At 36.0% G+C, this 18,829-nt stretch carries 18 protein-coding genes; 9 read left to right on the forward strand and 9 right to left on the reverse strand.

All coding sequences use genetic code 11. From position 1 onward, the window contains the following. Position 1 precedes the first annotated feature (1 nt). From F5ESL0263_RS07395 to hflX, 3 genes are all read left to right on the forward strand, one after another. The gene (locus F5ESL0263_RS07395; RefSeq protein WP_122036010.1) at positions 2–1,117 is read left to right on the forward strand and encodes a DUF917 domain-containing protein; all 1,116 of its coding nucleotides are present in this window, start codon (positions 2–4) and stop codon (positions 1,115–1,117) included. Continuing rightward, complete coding sequence (locus F5ESL0263_RS07400; protein ID WP_122036012.1) at positions 1,118–2,671, forward strand: ROK family protein; 1,554 nt, start codon at positions 1,118–1,120, stop codon at positions 2,669–2,671. A 241-nt stretch (positions 2,672–2,912) separates the two neighbouring features. Then, positions 2,913–4,178 (forward strand): GTPase HflX, encoded by a 1,266-nt coding sequence (gene hflX / locus F5ESL0263_RS07405; protein WP_122036014.1) that lies wholly within the window; start codon positions 2,913–2,915, stop codon positions 4,176–4,178. Between the two features lie 48 nt (positions 4,179–4,226). On the opposite strand, the gene F5ESL0263_RS07410 is transcribed toward hflX, so the two are convergent. The 4 genes from F5ESL0263_RS07410 to F5ESL0263_RS07425 all read right to left on the reverse strand — a co-directional run bounded on the left by F5ESL0263_RS07410 (position 4,227) and on the right by F5ESL0263_RS07425 (position 7,426). After that, on the reverse strand, positions 4,227–5,141 hold the full coding sequence (locus tag F5ESL0263_RS07410) for a C40 family peptidase (protein ID WP_122036016.1): 915 nt from the start codon (positions 5,139–5,141) through the stop codon (positions 4,227–4,229). Between the two features lie 158 nt (positions 5,142–5,299). After that, positions 5,300–6,037, reverse strand: coding sequence for a C40 family peptidase (locus tag F5ESL0263_RS07415; protein WP_122036018.1), 738 nt, complete (start codon positions 6,035–6,037; stop codon positions 5,300–5,302). 210 nt (positions 6,038–6,247) lie between these two features. Further along, complete coding sequence (locus F5ESL0263_RS07420) at positions 6,248–6,739, reverse strand: C40 family peptidase (protein ID WP_122036021.1); 492 nt, start codon at positions 6,737–6,739, stop codon at positions 6,248–6,250. 138 nt (positions 6,740–6,877) lie between these two features. Beyond that, a complete protein-coding gene (locus tag F5ESL0263_RS07425; protein WP_122036023.1) occupies positions 6,878–7,426 on the reverse strand; it encodes a guanylate kinase in 549 nt (182 codons plus the stop codon). 94 nt (positions 7,427–7,520) lie between these two features. Between F5ESL0263_RS07425 and F5ESL0263_RS07430 the strand changes: the two genes are divergently transcribed. Further along, on the forward strand, positions 7,521–7,850 hold the full coding sequence (locus F5ESL0263_RS07430; RefSeq protein ID WP_122036025.1) for a DUF2187 domain-containing protein: 330 nt from the start codon (positions 7,521–7,523) through the stop codon (positions 7,848–7,850). Positions 7,851–7,965: 115 nt separating this feature from the next. Here F5ESL0263_RS07430 and F5ESL0263_RS07435 read toward each other — a convergent pair whose 3' ends face one another. The 3 genes from F5ESL0263_RS07435 to F5ESL0263_RS07445 all read right to left on the reverse strand — a co-directional run bounded on the left by F5ESL0263_RS07435 (position 7,966) and on the right by F5ESL0263_RS07445 (position 11,168). Beyond that, the gene (locus F5ESL0263_RS07435) at positions 7,966–8,628 is read right to left on the reverse strand and encodes a putative bacteriocin export ABC transporter (RefSeq protein WP_122036027.1); all 663 of its coding nucleotides are present in this window, start codon (positions 8,626–8,628) and stop codon (positions 7,966–7,968) included. Between the two features lie 10 nt (positions 8,629–8,638). After that, positions 8,639–10,645: a hypothetical protein gene (locus F5ESL0263_RS07440; protein ID WP_122036030.1), complete on the reverse strand. Its 2,007-nt coding sequence runs from the start codon at positions 10,643–10,645 to the stop codon at positions 8,639–8,641. 208 nt (positions 10,646–10,853) lie between these two features. Further along, positions 10,854–11,168 carry a YxeA family protein gene (locus F5ESL0263_RS07445; protein ID WP_122036032.1) on the reverse strand — a complete coding sequence of 105 codons (315 nt, stop codon included), beginning with the start codon at positions 11,166–11,168 and terminating at the stop codon, positions 10,854–10,856. 435 nt (positions 11,169–11,603) lie between these two features. On the opposite strand from F5ESL0263_RS07445, the gene F5ESL0263_RS07450 reads away from it, so the two are divergent. The 3 genes from F5ESL0263_RS07450 to F5ESL0263_RS07460 all read left to right on the forward strand — a co-directional run bounded on the left by F5ESL0263_RS07450 (position 11,604) and on the right by F5ESL0263_RS07460 (position 14,383). Next, positions 11,604–13,139, forward strand: coding sequence for an O-antigen ligase family protein (locus tag F5ESL0263_RS07450; RefSeq protein ID WP_122036035.1), 1,536 nt, complete (start codon positions 11,604–11,606; stop codon positions 13,137–13,139). A 150-nt stretch (positions 13,140–13,289) separates the two neighbouring features. Then, positions 13,290–13,709, forward strand: a complete 420-nt coding sequence (locus F5ESL0263_RS07455; RefSeq protein WP_122036037.1) for a helix-turn-helix domain-containing protein — start codon at positions 13,290–13,292, stop codon at positions 13,707–13,709. Further along, positions 13,706–14,383: a Fic family protein gene (locus F5ESL0263_RS07460; protein WP_122036039.1), complete on the forward strand. Its 678-nt coding sequence runs from the start codon at positions 13,706–13,708 to the stop codon at positions 14,381–14,383. Before F5ESL0263_RS07455 ends, F5ESL0263_RS07460 begins: the two co-directional genes overlap by 4 nt. A gap of 140 nt (positions 14,384–14,523) precedes the next feature. On the opposite strand, the gene F5ESL0263_RS07465 is transcribed toward F5ESL0263_RS07460, so the two are convergent. Beyond that, complete coding sequence (locus F5ESL0263_RS07465) at positions 14,524–15,144, reverse strand: LVIS_2131 family protein (RefSeq protein WP_122036040.1); 621 nt, start codon at positions 15,142–15,144, stop codon at positions 14,524–14,526. 94 nt (positions 15,145–15,238) lie between these two features. Next, positions 15,239–15,781: a hypothetical protein gene (locus F5ESL0263_RS07470; RefSeq protein WP_122036042.1), complete on the reverse strand. Its 543-nt coding sequence runs from the start codon at positions 15,779–15,781 to the stop codon at positions 15,239–15,241. 362 nt (positions 15,782–16,143) lie between these two features. Between F5ESL0263_RS07470 and F5ESL0263_RS07475 the strand changes: the two genes are divergently transcribed. Together F5ESL0263_RS07475 and F5ESL0263_RS07480 are read left to right on the forward strand one after the other, a co-directional pair. Next, entirely contained in the window at positions 16,144–17,805 is a 1,662-nt protein-coding gene (locus F5ESL0263_RS07475; protein WP_122036043.1) for a multicopper oxidase family protein, read from the forward strand. Positions 17,806–17,969: 164 nt separating this feature from the next. Next, positions 17,970–18,680, forward strand: a complete 711-nt coding sequence (locus F5ESL0263_RS07480) for a C39 family peptidase (RefSeq protein WP_233558465.1) — start codon at positions 17,970–17,972, stop codon at positions 18,678–18,680. The last annotated feature ends 149 nt before the right edge of the window (positions 18,681–18,829 follow it).

Consider the following 18,829-nt stretch of genomic DNA (forward strand, 5'->3'; position numbering starts at 1 on the left):
TTTGAGTAGAGAAATAGGAATTAAAGATATTAAGCAAATTGCTATTGGAGCTGCATTACTTGGCTCTGGTGGTGGCGGTAATCCTTTCATTGGTGAATTGATGGCAATTTCCGCAGTTAAAAAACATGGTCCCGTGACATTACTCGAACCTGATGAATTTCCAGATGATGAGTTATTTGTTTCTGCATCAAACATTGGTGCACCGGCAGTCTCAATGGAGAAGTTCCCTAACGGCAATGAATTCGTTAATGCCTTCAAAATTTTTGAACAATACTATGGTAGAAAAATTTACGGCACCTTTCCGGTTGAAGCTGGTGGAATTAACTCAATGATGCCAATTGTCGCTGCTGCAAAGATGCACTTGCCAATTGCAGATGCAGATGGAATGGGACGTGCCTTTCCTGAATTACAAATGTCTACTTTTGTTTTGGCAGGACATTCTGTAACGCCAATGGTTCTATCGGATGAACGTGGCAACACCTCTCTGATTAATACACCAGATTCTTTTTGGGCAGAAAAAATTGGACGTGATTTTACCGTTCAAGTAGGTGCTACCTCATCCAGTGCCAGTGATTCATTGACTGGTAAGCAGCTTCGCGAGGCTGGTGTTTTAAATATTGTTGCGCTTAGTCAGAAAATTGGTGAATTAATTCAACATGCTAATGATTATGACTCTGTGGCTAGTGCTCTTGAGGAATTGCTCAAATTAACTCATGGCTACAAGCTAATGACTGCAAAAATCACTGACATTTCCCATGTTACCAAAGGCGGCTTTAATTTTGGTGAAATCACCTTAAGTGGGCTCAATGAAAATGAGGGTCAAACTGGTAAAATTTCTTTCCAAAACGAAAACATTATTATGCAGCTTGATGATCAAATCTTGGCAACTGTTCCCGACTTAATCACAATGGTTGACGTAGATACTCTACAGCCAATTACAAATGAAGAAGTTCGATACGGTAAACGAATCATGGTGCTTGGCTTACCTGCTAACGACAAATGGCGCACTGATGCAGGAATTGAATTAGTAGGGCCGCGCTACTTCAAATATGATGTTGACTACATTCCAATTGAAAAACGTTGCCAAGAATACAAAAGTCAACAGGAGGAAAAATAAGTGTATAAATTAGGAATCGATGTTGGTGGTACTAATACAGATGCAGCTATTTTAGACGAAAACCTTAATGTAATTGTTTCTACTAAGACGCATACTACTAAAGATGTAGAAACGGGAATTAAGAATGCTATCCATGCAGTAGTAAATGAAAAAGACATTGATGTTAACCAAATTACTCAGGCCATGCTTGGAACAACGCAAGCCACCAATGCGATTGTCGAACGCAAAAACTTGGGTAAGGTCGGTATCTTGCGAATTGGTTATCCAGCAACTGCTTCAATCTTGCCATATACTGAATGGCCCGAAGACATTGCTGCTATCCTTTCAAATCGTTACGCATTAATTCATGGCGGCTATGAATTTAATGGCGACCCAATCGTGCCATTTTCAGAACAAGAAGTGAAAGAAAAATTAACTGAGTGGAAAGGTGAGATTGATGGCCTAGCAGTTGTTGGTGTCTTTTCTTCAATTAACGATGACCAGGAAAAAAGAGTAGCTGAATTGGCTCATGAAATTTTGGGCGCTGACTTCCCTGTCTCTACTTCATCATCAATTGGCTCCATTGGCTTAATTGGACGTGAAAATGCCACTATTTTAAACGCTGCATTAAATAAGGTAATTAAAAATGTTACTAATGGCTTTTCAAATGCTTTAGCAAAAGAAAATATCACCAAGGCACAAGAATACTTATGTCAAAATGATGGTACATTGATGTCACTAGAATATGCTGCCAAATATCCAATTTTGACAATCGGTAGTGGTCCGACTAATAGTATTAGAGGAGCAGCTTACTTATCCAAGAGTAAAAATGCATTAACCGTTGACATTGGAGGCACTACCTCTGATATTGGTGTCCTAACCAACGGTTTTCCTCGTGAATCATCTAAAGCAGTTACTGTTGGTGGAGTAAGAACCAACTTTAGAATGCCAGATGTTCTATCAGTTGGCTTAGGCGGTGGAACGATCGTCCGAGTTAAAGATGACGGCTCTGTAGCAATTGGTCCTGATAGTGTTGGTTATGCGATTACAGAAAAAGCACTTGTTTTCGGTGGGGACACTTTAACGACTACTGATATTGCTGTCCGCCTTGGTTTATGCCAAGTTGGTGATCCCAAGCTTGTTGAATCAATTGATGGGAGCATCGCACAAGAAGCGATGGCCAAAATTGCCGAAATCTTGGAAGATGGTATCGATCAAATGAAAACAAGTGCTGAAGATGTTGATGTCATCTTAGTCGGTGGTGGTGCAGTTATCGCACCAACCAAGCTCAGGGGCGTTAAACAAATCATTAAAAACGAATTTGGCGGCGTTGCTAACGCAATCGGTGCAACAATTGCCAATATCGGTGGTGAATATGAAAAAGTTTACCAATATGTTGAAGTTAAACGTTCAGATGCATTGGCAGATGTAGAAAAGCAAGCTGCACAACAAGCAATAATGGCAGGAGCAAATCCAGACACGATCAAAGTCGTTGAGGTTACGGAAGTACCTCTTGCATATGCGCCTGGTGAAACAACCAGAGTAAAAACCAAGGTTGTCGGTGAAATAGCTTAACTTCTAAATAAGTAAATTAATTATCTCTAAAATCCTTAAATACTAAATATGCCAAAAACTGGATGCGAATTTAAAGCATCCAGTTTTTTATCGAGATTTATCATCTTTGTAAACCCAAACATTTGTATTACAATTAAACTAACCTAATTAAAGAAAGAAGATAGCAATCATGTGGATTATTAAAATTAAAACAGCGAATATTAAATAAACAAACTAAAGATTTACGTAGAAAGAGGAACAAATGATTGATAATACCCCTCGTAAAGTTAAAGCTTATCTCGCCGGCGTTAATTTAGATGATTCAAATTTTGATTACTATATGACCGAGCTTGCTAACTTGGCTCAAGCTGCCAATATGGAAGTTGTTGGACAATCAAGACAAAACTTAGAGCATGTGGTTGCAGGAACTTATTTCGGTCTTGGAAAAATCAATGAAATAAAAGATATGGCACACGGCTTAAAAGCTGAAGTGCTTGTTTTAAATGATGAGTTATCCCCAGTGCAGATTCGTAATTTGGAAAAAATGACAAAATTACGTGTTATTGATCGCACCGAACTTATTCTAGAAATTTTTTCAAGTCGTGCTCGTACAAAGCAGGCTAAACTTCAAGTTCAGTTGGCTCAGTTAGAGTATGAGTTGCCGCGATTGCACCCATCAGAAAACAATTTAGACCAGCAGCGTGGCGGTGGCTTTGCCAACCGTGGTGCCGGTGAATCAAAATTGGAATTAAATCGAAGAACAATCGGTAAGCAAATTACGATAATTAAAAAAGAGCTTAACGCTATTTCTGGACAAGAAGAAATCAAAGCAAAACGCCGCAACCAGACTCATATTCCCAAAGTTGCTTTAGTCGGTTATACAAACGCTGGTAAATCAACTACGATGAACGGTTTACTGGAAGAATTTTCTAAAGAAAATGATGAAAAGCAAGTTTTTGTTAAAGACATGTTGTTTGCAACACTTGATACTAGCGTACGGCGAATTGAGCTAAGTAATAACTTCAGCTTCATTCTTTCTGATACAGTTGGCTTCATTTCTAAATTGCCACACAATCTAATCGAGTCCTTTAAGGCAACTTTACAGGAAGTTAAGGATGCTGATTTATTGATTAACATTGTTGATTCTTCAGATCCAAACATGATTCAAATGATTCGAACAACGCAGAACGTTTTGAACGAAATTGGCGTTAAGGATGTGCCAATGATTACCGCATATAACAAGGCTGATAAAACCGATCGAAATTATCCACAAATTGAGGGCAGCGGCATTTTATATTCTGCTACTGATCCTGAATCGATTAAGCTGCTCGCCCAATTAATTACTAAGCGTGTTTTTGCAAGCTATCAGAAGGTTAATTTGGTTGTTCCACTGACTGATGGTAAAGCACTGGCTAACCTGCATGAGTACGCACAAATTATTTTGGAAGAATATAAAACTGATGGAGTTCATGTAACTGCCAGATTGGCCCCTGAAAAGCAGGCTCAATTTCACCAATATATTGTTTAGAAGACACAAAAAGGTCACCCAAATGCGTGACCTTTTATTATTTTATTTTTATTGAATGACACGTTTAGCAACACAAGGGTAAAAGTAAGAGCTAATTGTATCAAGGACCACACCCTTATCAGGAGTAGAAGCATGAACATACTGATTATTTCCAATGTAAATCCCAATATGGTATGGCGCATCAACTGAGCCCCAATATAACAAATCACCAGGCTGTAATTGGTCCATTGAAACTGTTGTTCCAACTTTTACTTGGTCAGTAGTTACGCGGGGCAATTGTACCCCACCTACTTTACTATAGATTGATTGCACCAAGCCAGAGCAGTCATAAGCATCCGGACCATTTCCGCCCCAGACATAACCTTTACCTACCTGACTTTTAGCCAATTTAACAACTGCTTGTTGACGTTGTGCTGTACTGCCAGTAGCCGCTGGTGCAGTTGCTGCAGGTAATGAACTAGGCTTATTCTTAGCTTGACTAGGCTTTTGAGGTTTATTTGTCACATTGGTTGGTTGTGGAGTAACCTCTTTATTTGTCTGTTTAGGCTGCTTTTGCTTCTTAGCCTTTTTTTCTTTTTTATCCTTTTTATTATTAGCCAAATCTTTTAGCTGATTTTTAGCTGGCTGATCGTCAGAATCAACAGCCTCACCATCTAAATCTTTAGTATAGCGGGCTTCAATCCATTCATTGTCCCCAATTTTATACCATAAGTTGCCTTTTTTATCGACAGCAGTTTCAGCAACATTCCATTTGCTATTGTTTTTAGCACGGAAGCTAATCAACTGGCCTTTTTGATAATTTGTCCATATTTTAACGTCCTTACCCGGTAAGTAATCTATCTGGACGCGTTTAATTGGCGCTTTTAAAGTAGCTGCATTCACTATTTTCTGTGGTGCAACTGTGGCGACTCCTGTCAGTGTCATCGCCGCCGCAAGACCTATTTTTAAAAAATTACGTCTCATTAAATTCAATCTCCTTCTGGTAGCTCGATGTGGTCATAAATTAGTACTTCACTTTTTATTTTAACTGGTTAAATTTATTTATCAAGCAGCACCGATCAAAAGGACAAAATAAAAAAACACTCAGACCTAAAATCTAAGTGCTCAACTTGTTAAACTAATTAATTAAGTACACGTTTAGCAACTGAAGGGTAAAAGTATGAGCTAATGCTTTCTTTTACAACACCTTGAGCAGGAGTTGCGGCATGAACATATTGATTATCACCAACATAAATGCCAACATGATATGGTGAAGAAGCTGAACCCCAAAATAACAAATCTCCTGGTTTTAAATTCTTCATTGAAACAGTTTTACCCTTTTTAACTTGAGAATAAGTTGTGCGACTAATGTCAAGTCCAGCCTTACTATATACATATTGTGCTAGCCCTGAACAATCAAAGCCACTAGGACCTGTTCCACCCCATGCATAAGGCTTACCAACAACTGCATTTGCAGCGTTAACAACTTTATTTGCTTGTTTTGAAGATGAAATCACACTGTTTGCAATATCTGGCTCAGCCTGCTGCTTAGTCTTTTTATTAGCGTCAACAGTGTAACGAGCTTGAATCCATTTTCCTTCGCCAATTTGATACCAAGTTTTGCCTTTAGCATCAATTGCAGTACTTAAGACATCCACTGTTTCACCGTGTTGAACACGTTCACCAGTAAAACTTGGATTATTGTAATCATCCCAAATGTTAATGCCATAGCCTGGAACATAGTTAATTTTTACTTTAGTCGTTGCAGCTTGTACATGATTAGTGGTGGAATTTGAATTAACGGCATTTACTGCTCCTAACCCAGTAATGGTTAGAGCTGCAGCCGTAGTAAATTTTACTAAATTGCTCTTAACTTTCAAATCAAATTGCCCCCATATTTTTATCAATATTTTATTTTAATTAGTTAATTATTATTATTTTAATATCACAGCTTTAATTCTACTTCAGTCATGTTACAGAACCATTACAAAAATGATACCGGAACGTAAAAAACCTCCCAAAGATTAGTTTGCGAGGCTTGAGTTTTTATCAATTGTTAGTTAAGAAAGATTTATTTGAGTAGAAATTGACTATTCAATAACGCGCTTTGCAGCTGAAGGATAGAAGTAAGTACTAATTGATTGCTTTATTACTCCTTGATCAGGTGTTGCAGCGTGAACGTATTGATTATCACCAACATAAATTCCAACGTGATATGGTGAAGAAGCTGAACCCCAGAAAAGCAAGTCGCCCTTCTTTAATTTATTCATTGAAACCTTTTTACCCAAAGCAACTTGTGAATAAGTTGTTCTTGGTAAAACGGCTGCACCAGAACTTTTATAAACGTATTGAACTAATCCAGAACAATCAAAGGCATAGGGACCAGTTGCACCATATACATAACCCTTACCAACTTGTTTCTTTGCAAGTTTGGCAACCGAATTACGTTTTTGTGTAACAGTACTTGCTTCAACTTCAGTTGCTGTTGCTGCAGATACCTTACCGACAGTGACAATACCTGTGAAAAATAAAGCTACTAAAGCAACTAATTTAACTAAACTCTGTCTATGTCTGTGTTCCAAAATTAATCTCTTTCCTATATCAAATCTATTTCGTTCTCAACAATCTATATACTACTCATCGAATGTTACACGTTCATGTCAAACGAGCTACAAAACATTTAGAAATTTAGAGGAAAGACGATATTTATGTAATTTTTACTATGAAACTTGGCAGTTTGTAACAATTTCACGCAATTTTTGCTGCGTTTGTGCCCAATCATCATTTATCAAAATGTGTGCATCTGCCCTTAATTCTTCTGGCAAAGCATTTAGTTCACTGCCACTGAGACGCTCATTGATTTTTTCTGGAGTATCACCGCGTTCCAATAGACGCTTGCGCAATTCTTCTTTAGTGCTTGTCGTAATATACAAAAAATAGACTTGCTCTTTTAGCGCATTAATATAGGAAGCAGCACCTTTGATATCAACTATCAGGGAAACTATTTGATGATTTTTCCAAGCAGCATCAAGTGCTTCTTTACTTGAGCCATACTGATATGATCCATATTTAACATGCTCAAAAAAGTGAAGTTTTTTGAAGCTACTTTCACTTTCAAAATAATAAGACTTATCTGGACTTTCTCCCTTACGCATTGGTCTTGTGGTATGTGTTACAACACGCGGAATAGCAAATTCCTTGGTTAAATAATCCGAAATTGTCGTTTTACCTGCGCCACTCGGACCGGCAATCAAAATTAATTTTCGCAAAATCCAGGCTTCCTTTACTTGAAAACAATTGCTTTTTATAATAATATCTTTCTATTATAAATAAACATGGGTAAGAGAGGAAGTAAAACTCATCATGAAAAAATCAGATGTAAAAATAGATGACATTCTTAGTGCAAAATCCGAAGAAGAACTTACCAAACCGTTTTTAGGCAAAGTAGAAAAAATTTACGAAAATTCTGCCCTGTTGACAATTATCGACTATGACGAAGTTGACGATACTGCAGTCAGTGACCTTAACCAAAAGATTGTGGTTAACTTCAAGAACCTCAAAGCTGCACCTAAACGCAAAATTAAGGAAATTCAAGCTAAGGCTACAAGTGATATTAAGGTAGAAAAAATTGCCAAAGTAGCAGATGAAACAGAAGATGAACAAAAAGCTGATGACAAAAAAGCCGAAAAGTAATTTTAGAAAACATTTTTTAAGTTCAATTAAAAAGGTCTCATATCATAATGAGACCTTTTTGTTTGGACATTTTTCCAGTTAATTATTTTTTGGCATTTTGTTTTTAGGGGTATATTCAATTAGTTTTACGTTTAGTTATTTTTATTTTTTGATTCTCAATTTCAATTACATAGTCACACTGTTGCCAAACCGTTGGATCATGTGTTGCTATCACGACTGTTGCATCTGAATCAAAGCTAGTTAACAAAGTTCTTAGTACTAGTTGACTATTTTCAGCATCTAGCGAACCAGTTGGCTCATCTGCGAAAATCACCTTAGGCTCTTTTAATATTATTCGCGCCAGTGCTACTCTTTGCTGTTCACCACCACTTAAAGTGTATATTTTTTGCTGTAATTGCATTTTTCCAAGTCCAACTTGGGCCAAAGCTGCCCGCATTTTATTATCTTTTTCCGTTTTAGACAGCTTTGAATTAGTTAGTCCAAGTCGCAAATTTTGTTTAATTGTCTCAGTATCAATTAAAGCAAAATTTTGAAAAACGAATCCAAAGTAATCACGATATAGTTTTTTTCTATTTTTTGAGTTAATATTCAAGTCATTAAATTCCACTTTACCTGAGGTAGCTTTTTCTAAGCCACTCAAAATATTTAGAAAAGTGGTTTTCCCAGCCCCACTTTTGCCCACAATGGCATAGCTTTTCCCCGTTTCTAAGGTACAGCTAACATCTTCAAAAATGGTTTTTTCTTTAAATTTTTTTGTAAGATTCCTTATTTTAATCAAATTACAGCTCCTAATTTCCATGATTAAGTGTGATTAATATATTTTGCTGGGCTCTATAGTATGTTAATAAAATAATAACTGCTTCCAGTAAAATGTAGCCGAAACCAAATGGAATCAAGCTCAAGTAACTATGCTTTATTAAAATAAAGCTAATTGTCAATAAGTCAAAGCCCAGATTGAAAACCAAAAATTCTACCAATAATTTAGCACTTGATTTACCAAATGCTCGATAAATTGCCATCTTATGCCTCTGGCTTTGTAGAAAAGTTGAGCTAACAAACATAATAACAAAGCTCAGCTGGAGAATAGATAAAATCATTGTAATTGTTAGCATCAGTAAATGGCGATTAGCATTTCGCTGATAGTTATCTGTTAACGCCCTTTGACTGGTAATGCCCCAAAAATACGGCCTTAATCCCAACTTCTTGATCATTTTTTTAAGTAACTTAAGATCAGAAAATACCGTTTTTGATTGACTAACGGAAGCCAAATAAAAATCATCTGATAGTAGCTTATTGTTTGCAACTACGATTATTGGGTCTATCGAGATTGCCATCGTAATATCATCGTATCCAACTGTGTAATTAAATATTTTTTGTCCGCTGTCAATGGGTACAACTTGAATGGGTGGTAAATGATTTGATTTTTTTTGATAATAATTAGGGAGAGAGTTCCTGAATTTAAGATAGCTTATCAACTGCTTTTTAGCGTGTTTGGTCTGGTCTAAGCGATTGCGCGGAACTAGTAAAAGAACTTTCTTATTGTCAAGCTTGAATCGTTGAGACTTAAGTTCACTATTCTTAATAAAATTATCGTTTGCAATAATTACATTGCCATTGTCAGGATGAGTAGAGCGCCTAGGTGGAAGATACTCCTGTGAATTTTGCGCAACTATTACGTTCGGTGTTTGCACGACCAGTTTATGTACCAGTCTTGCTACTCGTCTATTTACTTGTTTGTCTGACAGTTGCCACACAAGCCCAAGTGAATAACGATTATTCTTGGAATGGATTTTTTGGATTATTTTTGTGTCTCTTACATAAGCCTGATGACTATTATGTAGAGATATAGCATTAAGTGCTACTATCCCAAGCAATAATATCTTTAACGCATAACCAATCAATAAAAATGGGCGTGAATTTCCTATTCCTTTAATCACTTGATATGGTTTTATTAATACTAAAACTGAATATGATAGAGTGTCTAAACATAAAAAAGCTAGTAAGAAAATCGTCAAAAATATAAGTAAATACGGTATGAACATTCGCAAGCCTGCAAATGTAAACACATATAAACTCCTTGCAATCACTATCATAGCGATAGCACCTAGTGCCAACAAAAACCATAGCATTTCATCTTTGAAATCAGACTTGATTATTTGCCAATTACTCAAGCCATGGATCTTCATTATGGCATAAGCTTTAAAGCGGTATACTTTTTCCAGTATCATGATAATAAATATGATACTAATAACACTAATAAAAATAGTTGCTGTACCTTGCGGAAAGCCACTAAGAGTTGAGCTTAATAAAATACTGGGAGTTGGGGCAGTGCTTCTGACTTCTACTTTCAGGCCTTTACGTAGGAATGAAACTATTCGATTTAAAGCCTCACCTTTAGCATTGGTAAAATATAAGCCGTATATATCTTCTAATTGAAATTCATTATTTGTCAGCTCTTTTATTGCTGTATTTTTATAAATTGCATAAGTTTCATTTTTGGAGCCAAGATTATATACTAGTTTGCTTGTACGTCCGTTAGTCTTATTAATCCGTAATTTAATCAAAGAAACATTTTTATCGTCAGCTATTTCCCGAAGCTTATCAAAAAATGCCTTCTTAGTAACTTTTTGATTTATAGGGGCACTATTTTTTACAGGCTTGGCGGCATAAGCATTTATACAAGTTTGATTGTTTGACAGTGTTTCATCATCATAAGTGTGAATACTCTCAGCAAATAAGCCAATTGCAATGACTGTGGTTAGTGAAAAAAGTATAATTTTTAATTTCCGTAACATGTTTTATCTTTCTAATTATACAAAAAAACACAGTCTATTAATACCCGTACTTTTTGCTTAAATCACAATTTAGTTAATTGTACTATAGTTATAGAAACATCAGCATTAACTTAATTTAAATTTAGGAGAGTTTAACTACTATGTGTATAATCGCTATTAAAAAGGTCTCATATCGTAATGAGACCTTTTTGTTTGGACATTTTTCCAGTTAGTTATTTTTTGGCATTTTGTTTTTAGGGATATATTCAATTAGTTTTACATACTGTCTCTTATGATGAATTGCAATATACTCCTGTGACGGATCATAACCGCCAACATACATTATCTTATAAGGGAGTTTTTTGCCATTACGGTCAACCGCCTGAACATTGTAATATTTTTGTGTGTTCTTCGGTACCTTTGCATAATCGGTTTCCATCTTAATGTGAGGATTAAAGTAATCCGTATACTGATTAGGTATAACCACCAAGGCTGCAATTGCGAGTGCGATAATACCAATAATAGAATAAAATAGTTTTTTCATATATTCTTCCTTTTTAATGTACTTATTTTGAATTACTACTGCAATTATCAGCTTCCATTATGACTGAAAAGCACTCCTGAATTTTGACATAGTATGACTTTTTCTGACTTATAATGATAATTATAAACAATTGTACTTACTTCATTATTAGTTTAGTTAAAATTTAGAAAAGTTTAACCATAGTTATATGTTAATCTTCTCATTCATTGAAAGTAATTTGTTATTGTACTCGCAGATAATTAAAAAGATGTACAAGCCAAAATGCTTCTACACCCTTTAAAATTATTCAACTTTTTACTATAAAGGCTAACCTATTGGATAAGATATACAAGTCCTCTTAATTTTAGCTCAGCTAAACTTTTAAACTCTTTTTTTTTCGCTCATTTTTGCATAAAATTAGGCTTACATATTACTTAGCATTTTGGGAGAAAAATAGTGAAAGAAAAAGCAAAAAACATTTTATTCTGGTTTATCCTTGTTCAACCGTTTCTTGATTTGTACTGGTTTTACCATGGCAGCCTTGCTACTATTTTACCTTTTACATTGCCGACCATTATTCGACTCATTGCCGTAGCTGTTTTATTTTGTCTATTTTTTAGCCAAAAAGAGTCGTGGCAGAAGTTGAGTACACAAAAATGGTTAATCGCCTATCTAATTTTATTAATTATTTATAGCGTTCTGCATTTAGTGCACGTACGGACATTTACCAGTGTCAATCCCACTAACTACGGTTACTCCACTAGTGGTGAGCTATTCTATTTGATTCGCATGTGTCTGCCACTCGTCATTATTTATTTAACTAAAGAGCTTAATTTTGGCACAAAACAGTTACAGCAAGTAATCGAGGGCGTTTCTGGACTTTTTTCAGGCACAATTGTCCTATCAAACTTGTTCGTAATTTCACTGAAATCTTATGAAACAGGCGTAATCAGCGCTAATATTTTCGAGTGGTTTTTCAATCCAAATATCGGCTATTCGCATATGGCTTCCAAAGGTTTCTTTAATTTCACCAACATGATTTCAGCTGTTTTGTTTATGCTGTTACCGTTACTTATTTATTATCTATTTACTGATTTCAACTGGATCACAATCACATTGAACGTTGTTCAGGCTTTAGCAATGATTGAAATCGGAACTAAGGTTGCCGCAATCGGCTTAATTGGCGGAATTCTAGCTGGGCTTCTGCTCTACCTATTCCACCGCTATATCCTTAAGAATGCGAAAAAAAATATGCTTGCCGTTTTAGTTAGTTTGCTAATTGGAGCAGGCTCGATTGCAATCTTACCTTTTGGTCCAGCAATTCAACGCTATAATTACGAAATATATTTAGCAAAGCAATCTGATCATGATTTATCCGATGAAACACGTGAATTGAATGCTGGCCTTAAAAAATATCCTACTGGTCAAAAACGTGAAGACTTTTTACGAAGCTTTATTAAGGAAAACTACCAAGCCTATGCACTCAATCCTAAATTTGTTTTAAAGAGCTATCCTTACCAATATGATCCTGAGTTTTGGTTAAAAATTATTAACGAGCCCGGTCAAACGCGTATGGAAAATCGCCATCTTGAAAAGGCAATGCTAAATCAAGTTGTTAAGACTAATAACAATAAGCTAGACAAATTCCTAGGTATTTCCTATGTCCGTGAAAACAACATTTTTAATCTAGAGCGTGATTTTGCAGCTCAGATTTATTCTTTAGGCTGGATTGGCATGTTAATCTTCGTCGGACCTTATTTGGCAATACTACTTTACGCTGCTTACCGCTGGCTCAGGTATCAATCAGCTCGAACATATCTGGTTAGTTCATTAATTGTCTCAAGTGGTTTTATCTTGCTTGCAGCTTTTTATTCCGGCAATGTAATGGACTTCCTAACAGCCAGCTTTATCTTCGCATTCATTGAAGGAAATTTATTATTACAGGTGCGAAAAACGAAAACTAATATGCCTCTCAATTTAAATCATAATTGAAAAGACTTGTGATAGATATAATAACTAAACCTAACTTCTGTTAGGTTTTTTTAATTAATTAGAAATATACTGTGTCACGCTTTATACCATATATCATCATAAAAGTGCTTAAATATGGTAAAATGGGTGTAAAACACTGGAGGTCCAATAATGAGTGCAACAATTGTTAAACTACTTGAAAGTAAAAATATGAGTGTGACGAAAGTTTCTGAGATTAGTAAAGTTCCACTTAGTACCTTAAGGAATGCAATCGTCAAGCCAATTGAAACCTGGTCAATCCGTGTGCTTAATGCTTTTGCAATTGGCTTAGGAGAAAGACCAGGAGATTTGTTAAACGTATTAGAAGCACAACCATATATTTTAGATATAAATGATGAGACGCAAACTATTCAAGGCGTTTTTATTGCTGATAAAGAGACTTATCAGCAAATTAGAACTGTTGTCGAAGTTAACCACCTAGAAGGATGGAATCCAACAAAATCAGATATTCAGGAACTACTAGATGAAGCAATCAATCCCGATCCTCAAGTAGCTAAACGTTTTGAAGAAATTTGGGAGGAAGGCCAATGAGTGATTGGATTAGCAAAACTCTGTATTCAAATGGTGTATTAAAAAACAAGCTCCATATTCATGATGCAGCAGAGTTAGAGAAAAAAGAGAATGAATTATCTGCTCGAAATGCTTTATTCCTATTACAAAAAAAACCGCAGATAAAAGATATCAATGACCTTAAAAAAATTCACCAATTCTTATTTGGCGAACTATACGATTGGGCTGGTAAATATCGCCCAGGTAATTTTAGTAAAAATGGCTATCAGTTTTTTGACTTCACCAGATTTGATTTCGCCGAAAAAGACATCAATAGTATGCTACATAAGCATCCCAAAGCAGCGCCCTTATCTGCTAAAGGCTATGCTGAACTATTAGACGCAATTAACTTTATGCATCCCTTTAGAGAAGGCAATGGTCGTAGCTGCAAAGTTTTCCTTTCTGCATACGCAGCTAATCATGGTCAAATTATTGATTATCCAAGAAAAAACGAAGAAATGATTCAAGCGCAAAATGAGGCCAATATTGACAAGATTGCGAAATTAATTAAAGTTGAAAATACTCCAAGCCGTAATAGAACACTTCAATTACTGGCCTCACAGCAAAAGAATGCTCAAAAGCAAATTAACCAATCTAGACTCCCCAAAAACTCTGGACAGCAAGAAATCGATTGCGATGATAATCCTGACCTTTAGTGAGGTTGAAAATTTATTATATGACCTAATTTTTGGTAAGTCTTTTTATAACTTAATAATATCCTTAAAGCTATCGCCTAACGAAAAGAGTCCTGAAAGCTAAACAACTTTCAGGACCTTTTTTATTATTAAAATTAATTTTACTTCTCTTTGATAAATGACGCGTCTGGAATCCTGATTAGATAATATCTAATAGCATTATGTCCAGCATGCATGCCAATGCCATTTTGCCAAACTTTTTTATAATTGGCAGAGTAAACAGCCACATACGCACGCTGATATTTTCGATCCATTTTTTCTAGTTGCTTTTTGTCATAAGGAATCCTAGTAGCATTAAGATCGATTGGGTTTTTACCATATGCTACCGTTGCAAAGTCGCTTGAAACTTGCGCTTTTCTACCATTACGGAAATAAGTATACGTTTGGGTGCCGATTTTTTTCTTCTTCGAATTAATCGTTACATAGGATGAATTACCCTCACCTGTGTTCATTACCAGTGGTTCATAAGTTACCGTCGACGTAATTTTGCTCGTGTCCTCAAGATCTGGATTATCAAGCATTGTGCGATCAAACAACCAAACAAGTGCCACTAAAAAAATCACCACTTCAACTAGATCAATTAAAAAATTAGTCCAGCTAAATTTGCGGTGCTCCTTGATAATCATTGTAATTCGCCGTCTGCGAATGTTCTGAATGACAAAGATAAAATATAAAATGACAACGACCCACAATAAGACGCCGAGCAAATTCCAACTAAACATAACACCCTCCTGTAATTGCTTTCATTATATTGTAAAAACTTGATTTTGAATAGTTAAAAAAGCCTAAACCATTTCTTGTTTTTAAATAATCGGGCTATTTCTTCTTAGTTTTTGTAGTTTTCTTTTTAGTTGCAGTTTTTTTAGCGGCAGGCTTTTTAGCAGGTGCTGGCTCAGGCTTAGCATATTCTCTTACTTGCGTGATTTTTTCTTCGATTGCTTCCACTAGCTTTGCGGTGACTTCATCTTCGGATTGCATAATCTCATCTTCAGTAGCTAATTGATCAATCCGAAAGTTCGATGCATTCAAAAATTCTGACTGTGTTTCAAAGTAAACATAGATTGGGTAGTCTTTGCCTTCTTCAAAAAAGTTACTGACCTTTTTGTAATTGCTATATGGCAAGTTGATAATATTATTTTCTAAAATGAAGGTGACTGGCCTTTGTCCTGTTACTTCAAGGGCAACATGACTTAAAGAATTGTGCTTAATTGCAGCAACTGTCTCCTTAACCATTTTCGTCGCTAATTCCTTAAGTTTAGCTTTGGACTTACTAATGTCAGCGTATTTAACGGTTTCTAAATCTTGCAGGTAGTTTTGTTCTTCAATTCTTTCTGCTAAGTCTGTTAAGTTAATCTTCAAAATAAAAATTCCCTTTTAAGTTAATCAATTTGTTATCAGTCTTCTATTACGATACTCAAATTCATCATTAAAAACAATTTATTTTTCTTTCTTTAAAAAATTTTTTTAAAGAACAAATGTTTGAAGAAAGTGAACTTTTGTTCCGTTTTTTATTTAATTTTCTCTACAATTACTTGCGCTCAAGCTGTTTGTGAATTGAATAAAATAACACTCTGATAGTCAGAAAATCAAAAAAGCGTTTTAATATTTTTCAAGCTTAAAAAACATCACTTTCCGCTCTTTACAAGCGTTTTCACAAAGAATAAAATTTAAGTTGTAACTAAAATTTTTAGCTAAATTTTTTAACTGAAAGGTAGACAAATATGTCAGAAAAAGTTTACACAGATTATTTCTATAACTCAGATGATTTTGACAAAAATCATGGTATGGGCTACAAAGAACTTCATATTCCAGAAGGAGTAGAGGCTCAGCCTTTAATCGTTCCTCCAGTACTAGAGCCTGATAAGCAAGAAAACAATGATGTTTGGTACACCATTGAATCTCAAGAAGGTGAATTCCAATTTTTGCCAGGTAAGAAGACTCATACTTGGGGCTATAATTTCCCAGTTCTTGGTAAGACAATGGTTTTAACTAAGGGTCAACATGTACATGTAACCTTGAAAAACAGCTTACCAGAATTAACTACTTACCACTGGCACGGTATGGAAGTTTCCGGTCCTGGTAACGATGGTGCATGTCACTCACCTGTATACCCAGGCGAAGAAAAGCAAATCGACTTCGTTGTTAACCAACCAGCTGCACTTACTTGGCTTCACGCTCACCCATGTCCATCAACTGCTTCACAAGTTTGGATGGGACTTGCAATGGGTGTTGTTGTTACTGATGCTAACGAAGCACAATTACCAATTCCTAAGACTTATGGTAAAGACGAATTTCCAATTATCTTGCAAGATAGAATCTTCCACGAAGATAACCAGTTCGACTACAAGGCAGACTACAACTCAATGGGTATCTTTGGTGATACGCCAATTATCAACGGTGTTGTTCGTCCTTACGTTGATGTCACAACTCAAAAAGTTCGTTTAATCTTCTTAGGTGGTTCTAACCGTCGTGAATGGCGTTTACACTTTAGTGACGATTTGGTAATGACTCAAATCGGTGGTGACGATTCATTCTTAGAGCATCCAGTTAAGATGACTAAGGTATTAATCGGACCTGGTGAACGTCAACAAGTAGTTGTTGACTTCAGCAACTACAAAGAAGGCGACGTTGTTAACCTTTACACTGACGACTTCAAGTTAGTTGAATTTAGAATTCATAACTACGAAAAAGATGACAGCGTAATTCCTGACACTTTATTCAAGCCATATGATCCAGTTGTTAACCCTAACTCACCAGTTCCTCACGTTACTATGGATAACCACAACATGATCAACGGTAAGAAGTTTTCTATGCAACGTATCGACTTGAAGCAAAACTTAATGAACGCAGAATACTGGGACGTTACTAACACTAACGACAAGGTTAACGGTATGTTACACCCATTCCACATTCACGGTGCTCACTTCTTAGTCGTTTCACGTAATGGTGAAGAACCATATCCAAACGAAAAAGGCGTTTACAAGGACACTGTTGAAGTTGCCCCACAAGAAACTGTTCGTTTGAAGGTTTACTTCCAAAACACTGGTGTCTTCATGTACCACTGCCACATCATCGAACACGAAGATGCAGGTATGATGGCTCAAATTCAAATCGTTGATCCAAAAGATCCAGATAAGACATATGAATTGATGGACATGGAAACTTTAACTAAGGCCTTCTCAGAAGAAAAGGGTATTCCTATGGATGAAGTTTACTGCCCAGGTATGGATACTGAAGGTATGGCTGTTAAGGGTGTTGACCACTCATTAGACGCACTTTCAGGTGCTAGCCACAGCCACCATGAAGAGCATCACGAAGAAGCTCCAGTTAGTCATGAAGAACCTAGCCACGAAGACGTTACTTCAGGTGCAAGTCATCACTAATTAATTTTAGTTTTGCATAAATCAATTAAAACCACTCAAGCAATTGAGTGGTTTTTCTTTTCTCCAAAATATAGTAGTTAAAATTTCCCTAAATAGTATGGACTTGTTATGAAATTTAGCAAATTCCTTTGCTTTTTTTCTTTACCATGTGGTTAAATAGCCCTATGAGAAAGAAAAGAACACTTACCCGAAAAATCATGTATCTACTTCTGGGTGTAATTTTTTTAGGACTGATCTTTGCAGTTCTTAACTCAAGAGCATTTCAAGATCGCTACGACTGGTTAACCTTGAAGTCAGAACAAAAGCTTGATGTACCACTAGAAAATCAGTATCCTGACCTGCCAAATGGCTGTGAAGTTACTTCACTATCCATGCTATTGCAATATTATGGCATCAAGGTCAATAAGCTGGATTTATCAGAAAATATTAAACACGTTGCCTCGTACACAGATAACGGTCAATATCGTGGTAATCCTCATGTTGGCTTTGTCGGATATATGAGTCAAGCCAACGCCGGCTGGTGCGTTTATAATGAGCCCCTTGAACAGGTTGCACGTAAATACACTAATCGGGTGCAAAACTATACTGGTCATGACTTCATTCAGGTCCTGAAGCGTGTTTCTGAGGGCCATCCTGTTTTAATTATCACTACAATCAAGTTTAACCGTGTCAATGACATGCAAACTTGGGACACTGCTCAAGGAAAGGTCCATGTAACCCCTTCTTCACACGCATGTGTAATTACAGGTTTTAATAAGAAAAACGGTACAGTACTCGTAAATGACCCATTTGGACATAAAAACAAGGTAGTCTCATGGAAGAACTTGGAAAGTAGTTATATTCAGCAAGGTAAACAGGCTATCTACATTAATTAAAAACGCAGTCCCAGTTTACGTGGGATTGCGTTTTTTGATATTTTGATAAACAAAGTTACTAAAAATGTTGCTAAACTAAAAATAATGATCTAGCATAGTGTAAGTATAAAAACAAAAGGAGCTGCCCTATCAGCCGACCAAAGTCAATA

It is taken from the genome of Lactobacillus sp. ESL0263 (assembly GCF_003692845.1).
GTDB lineage: Bacteria > Bacillota > Bacilli > Lactobacillales > Lactobacillaceae > Lactobacillus > Lactobacillus apis.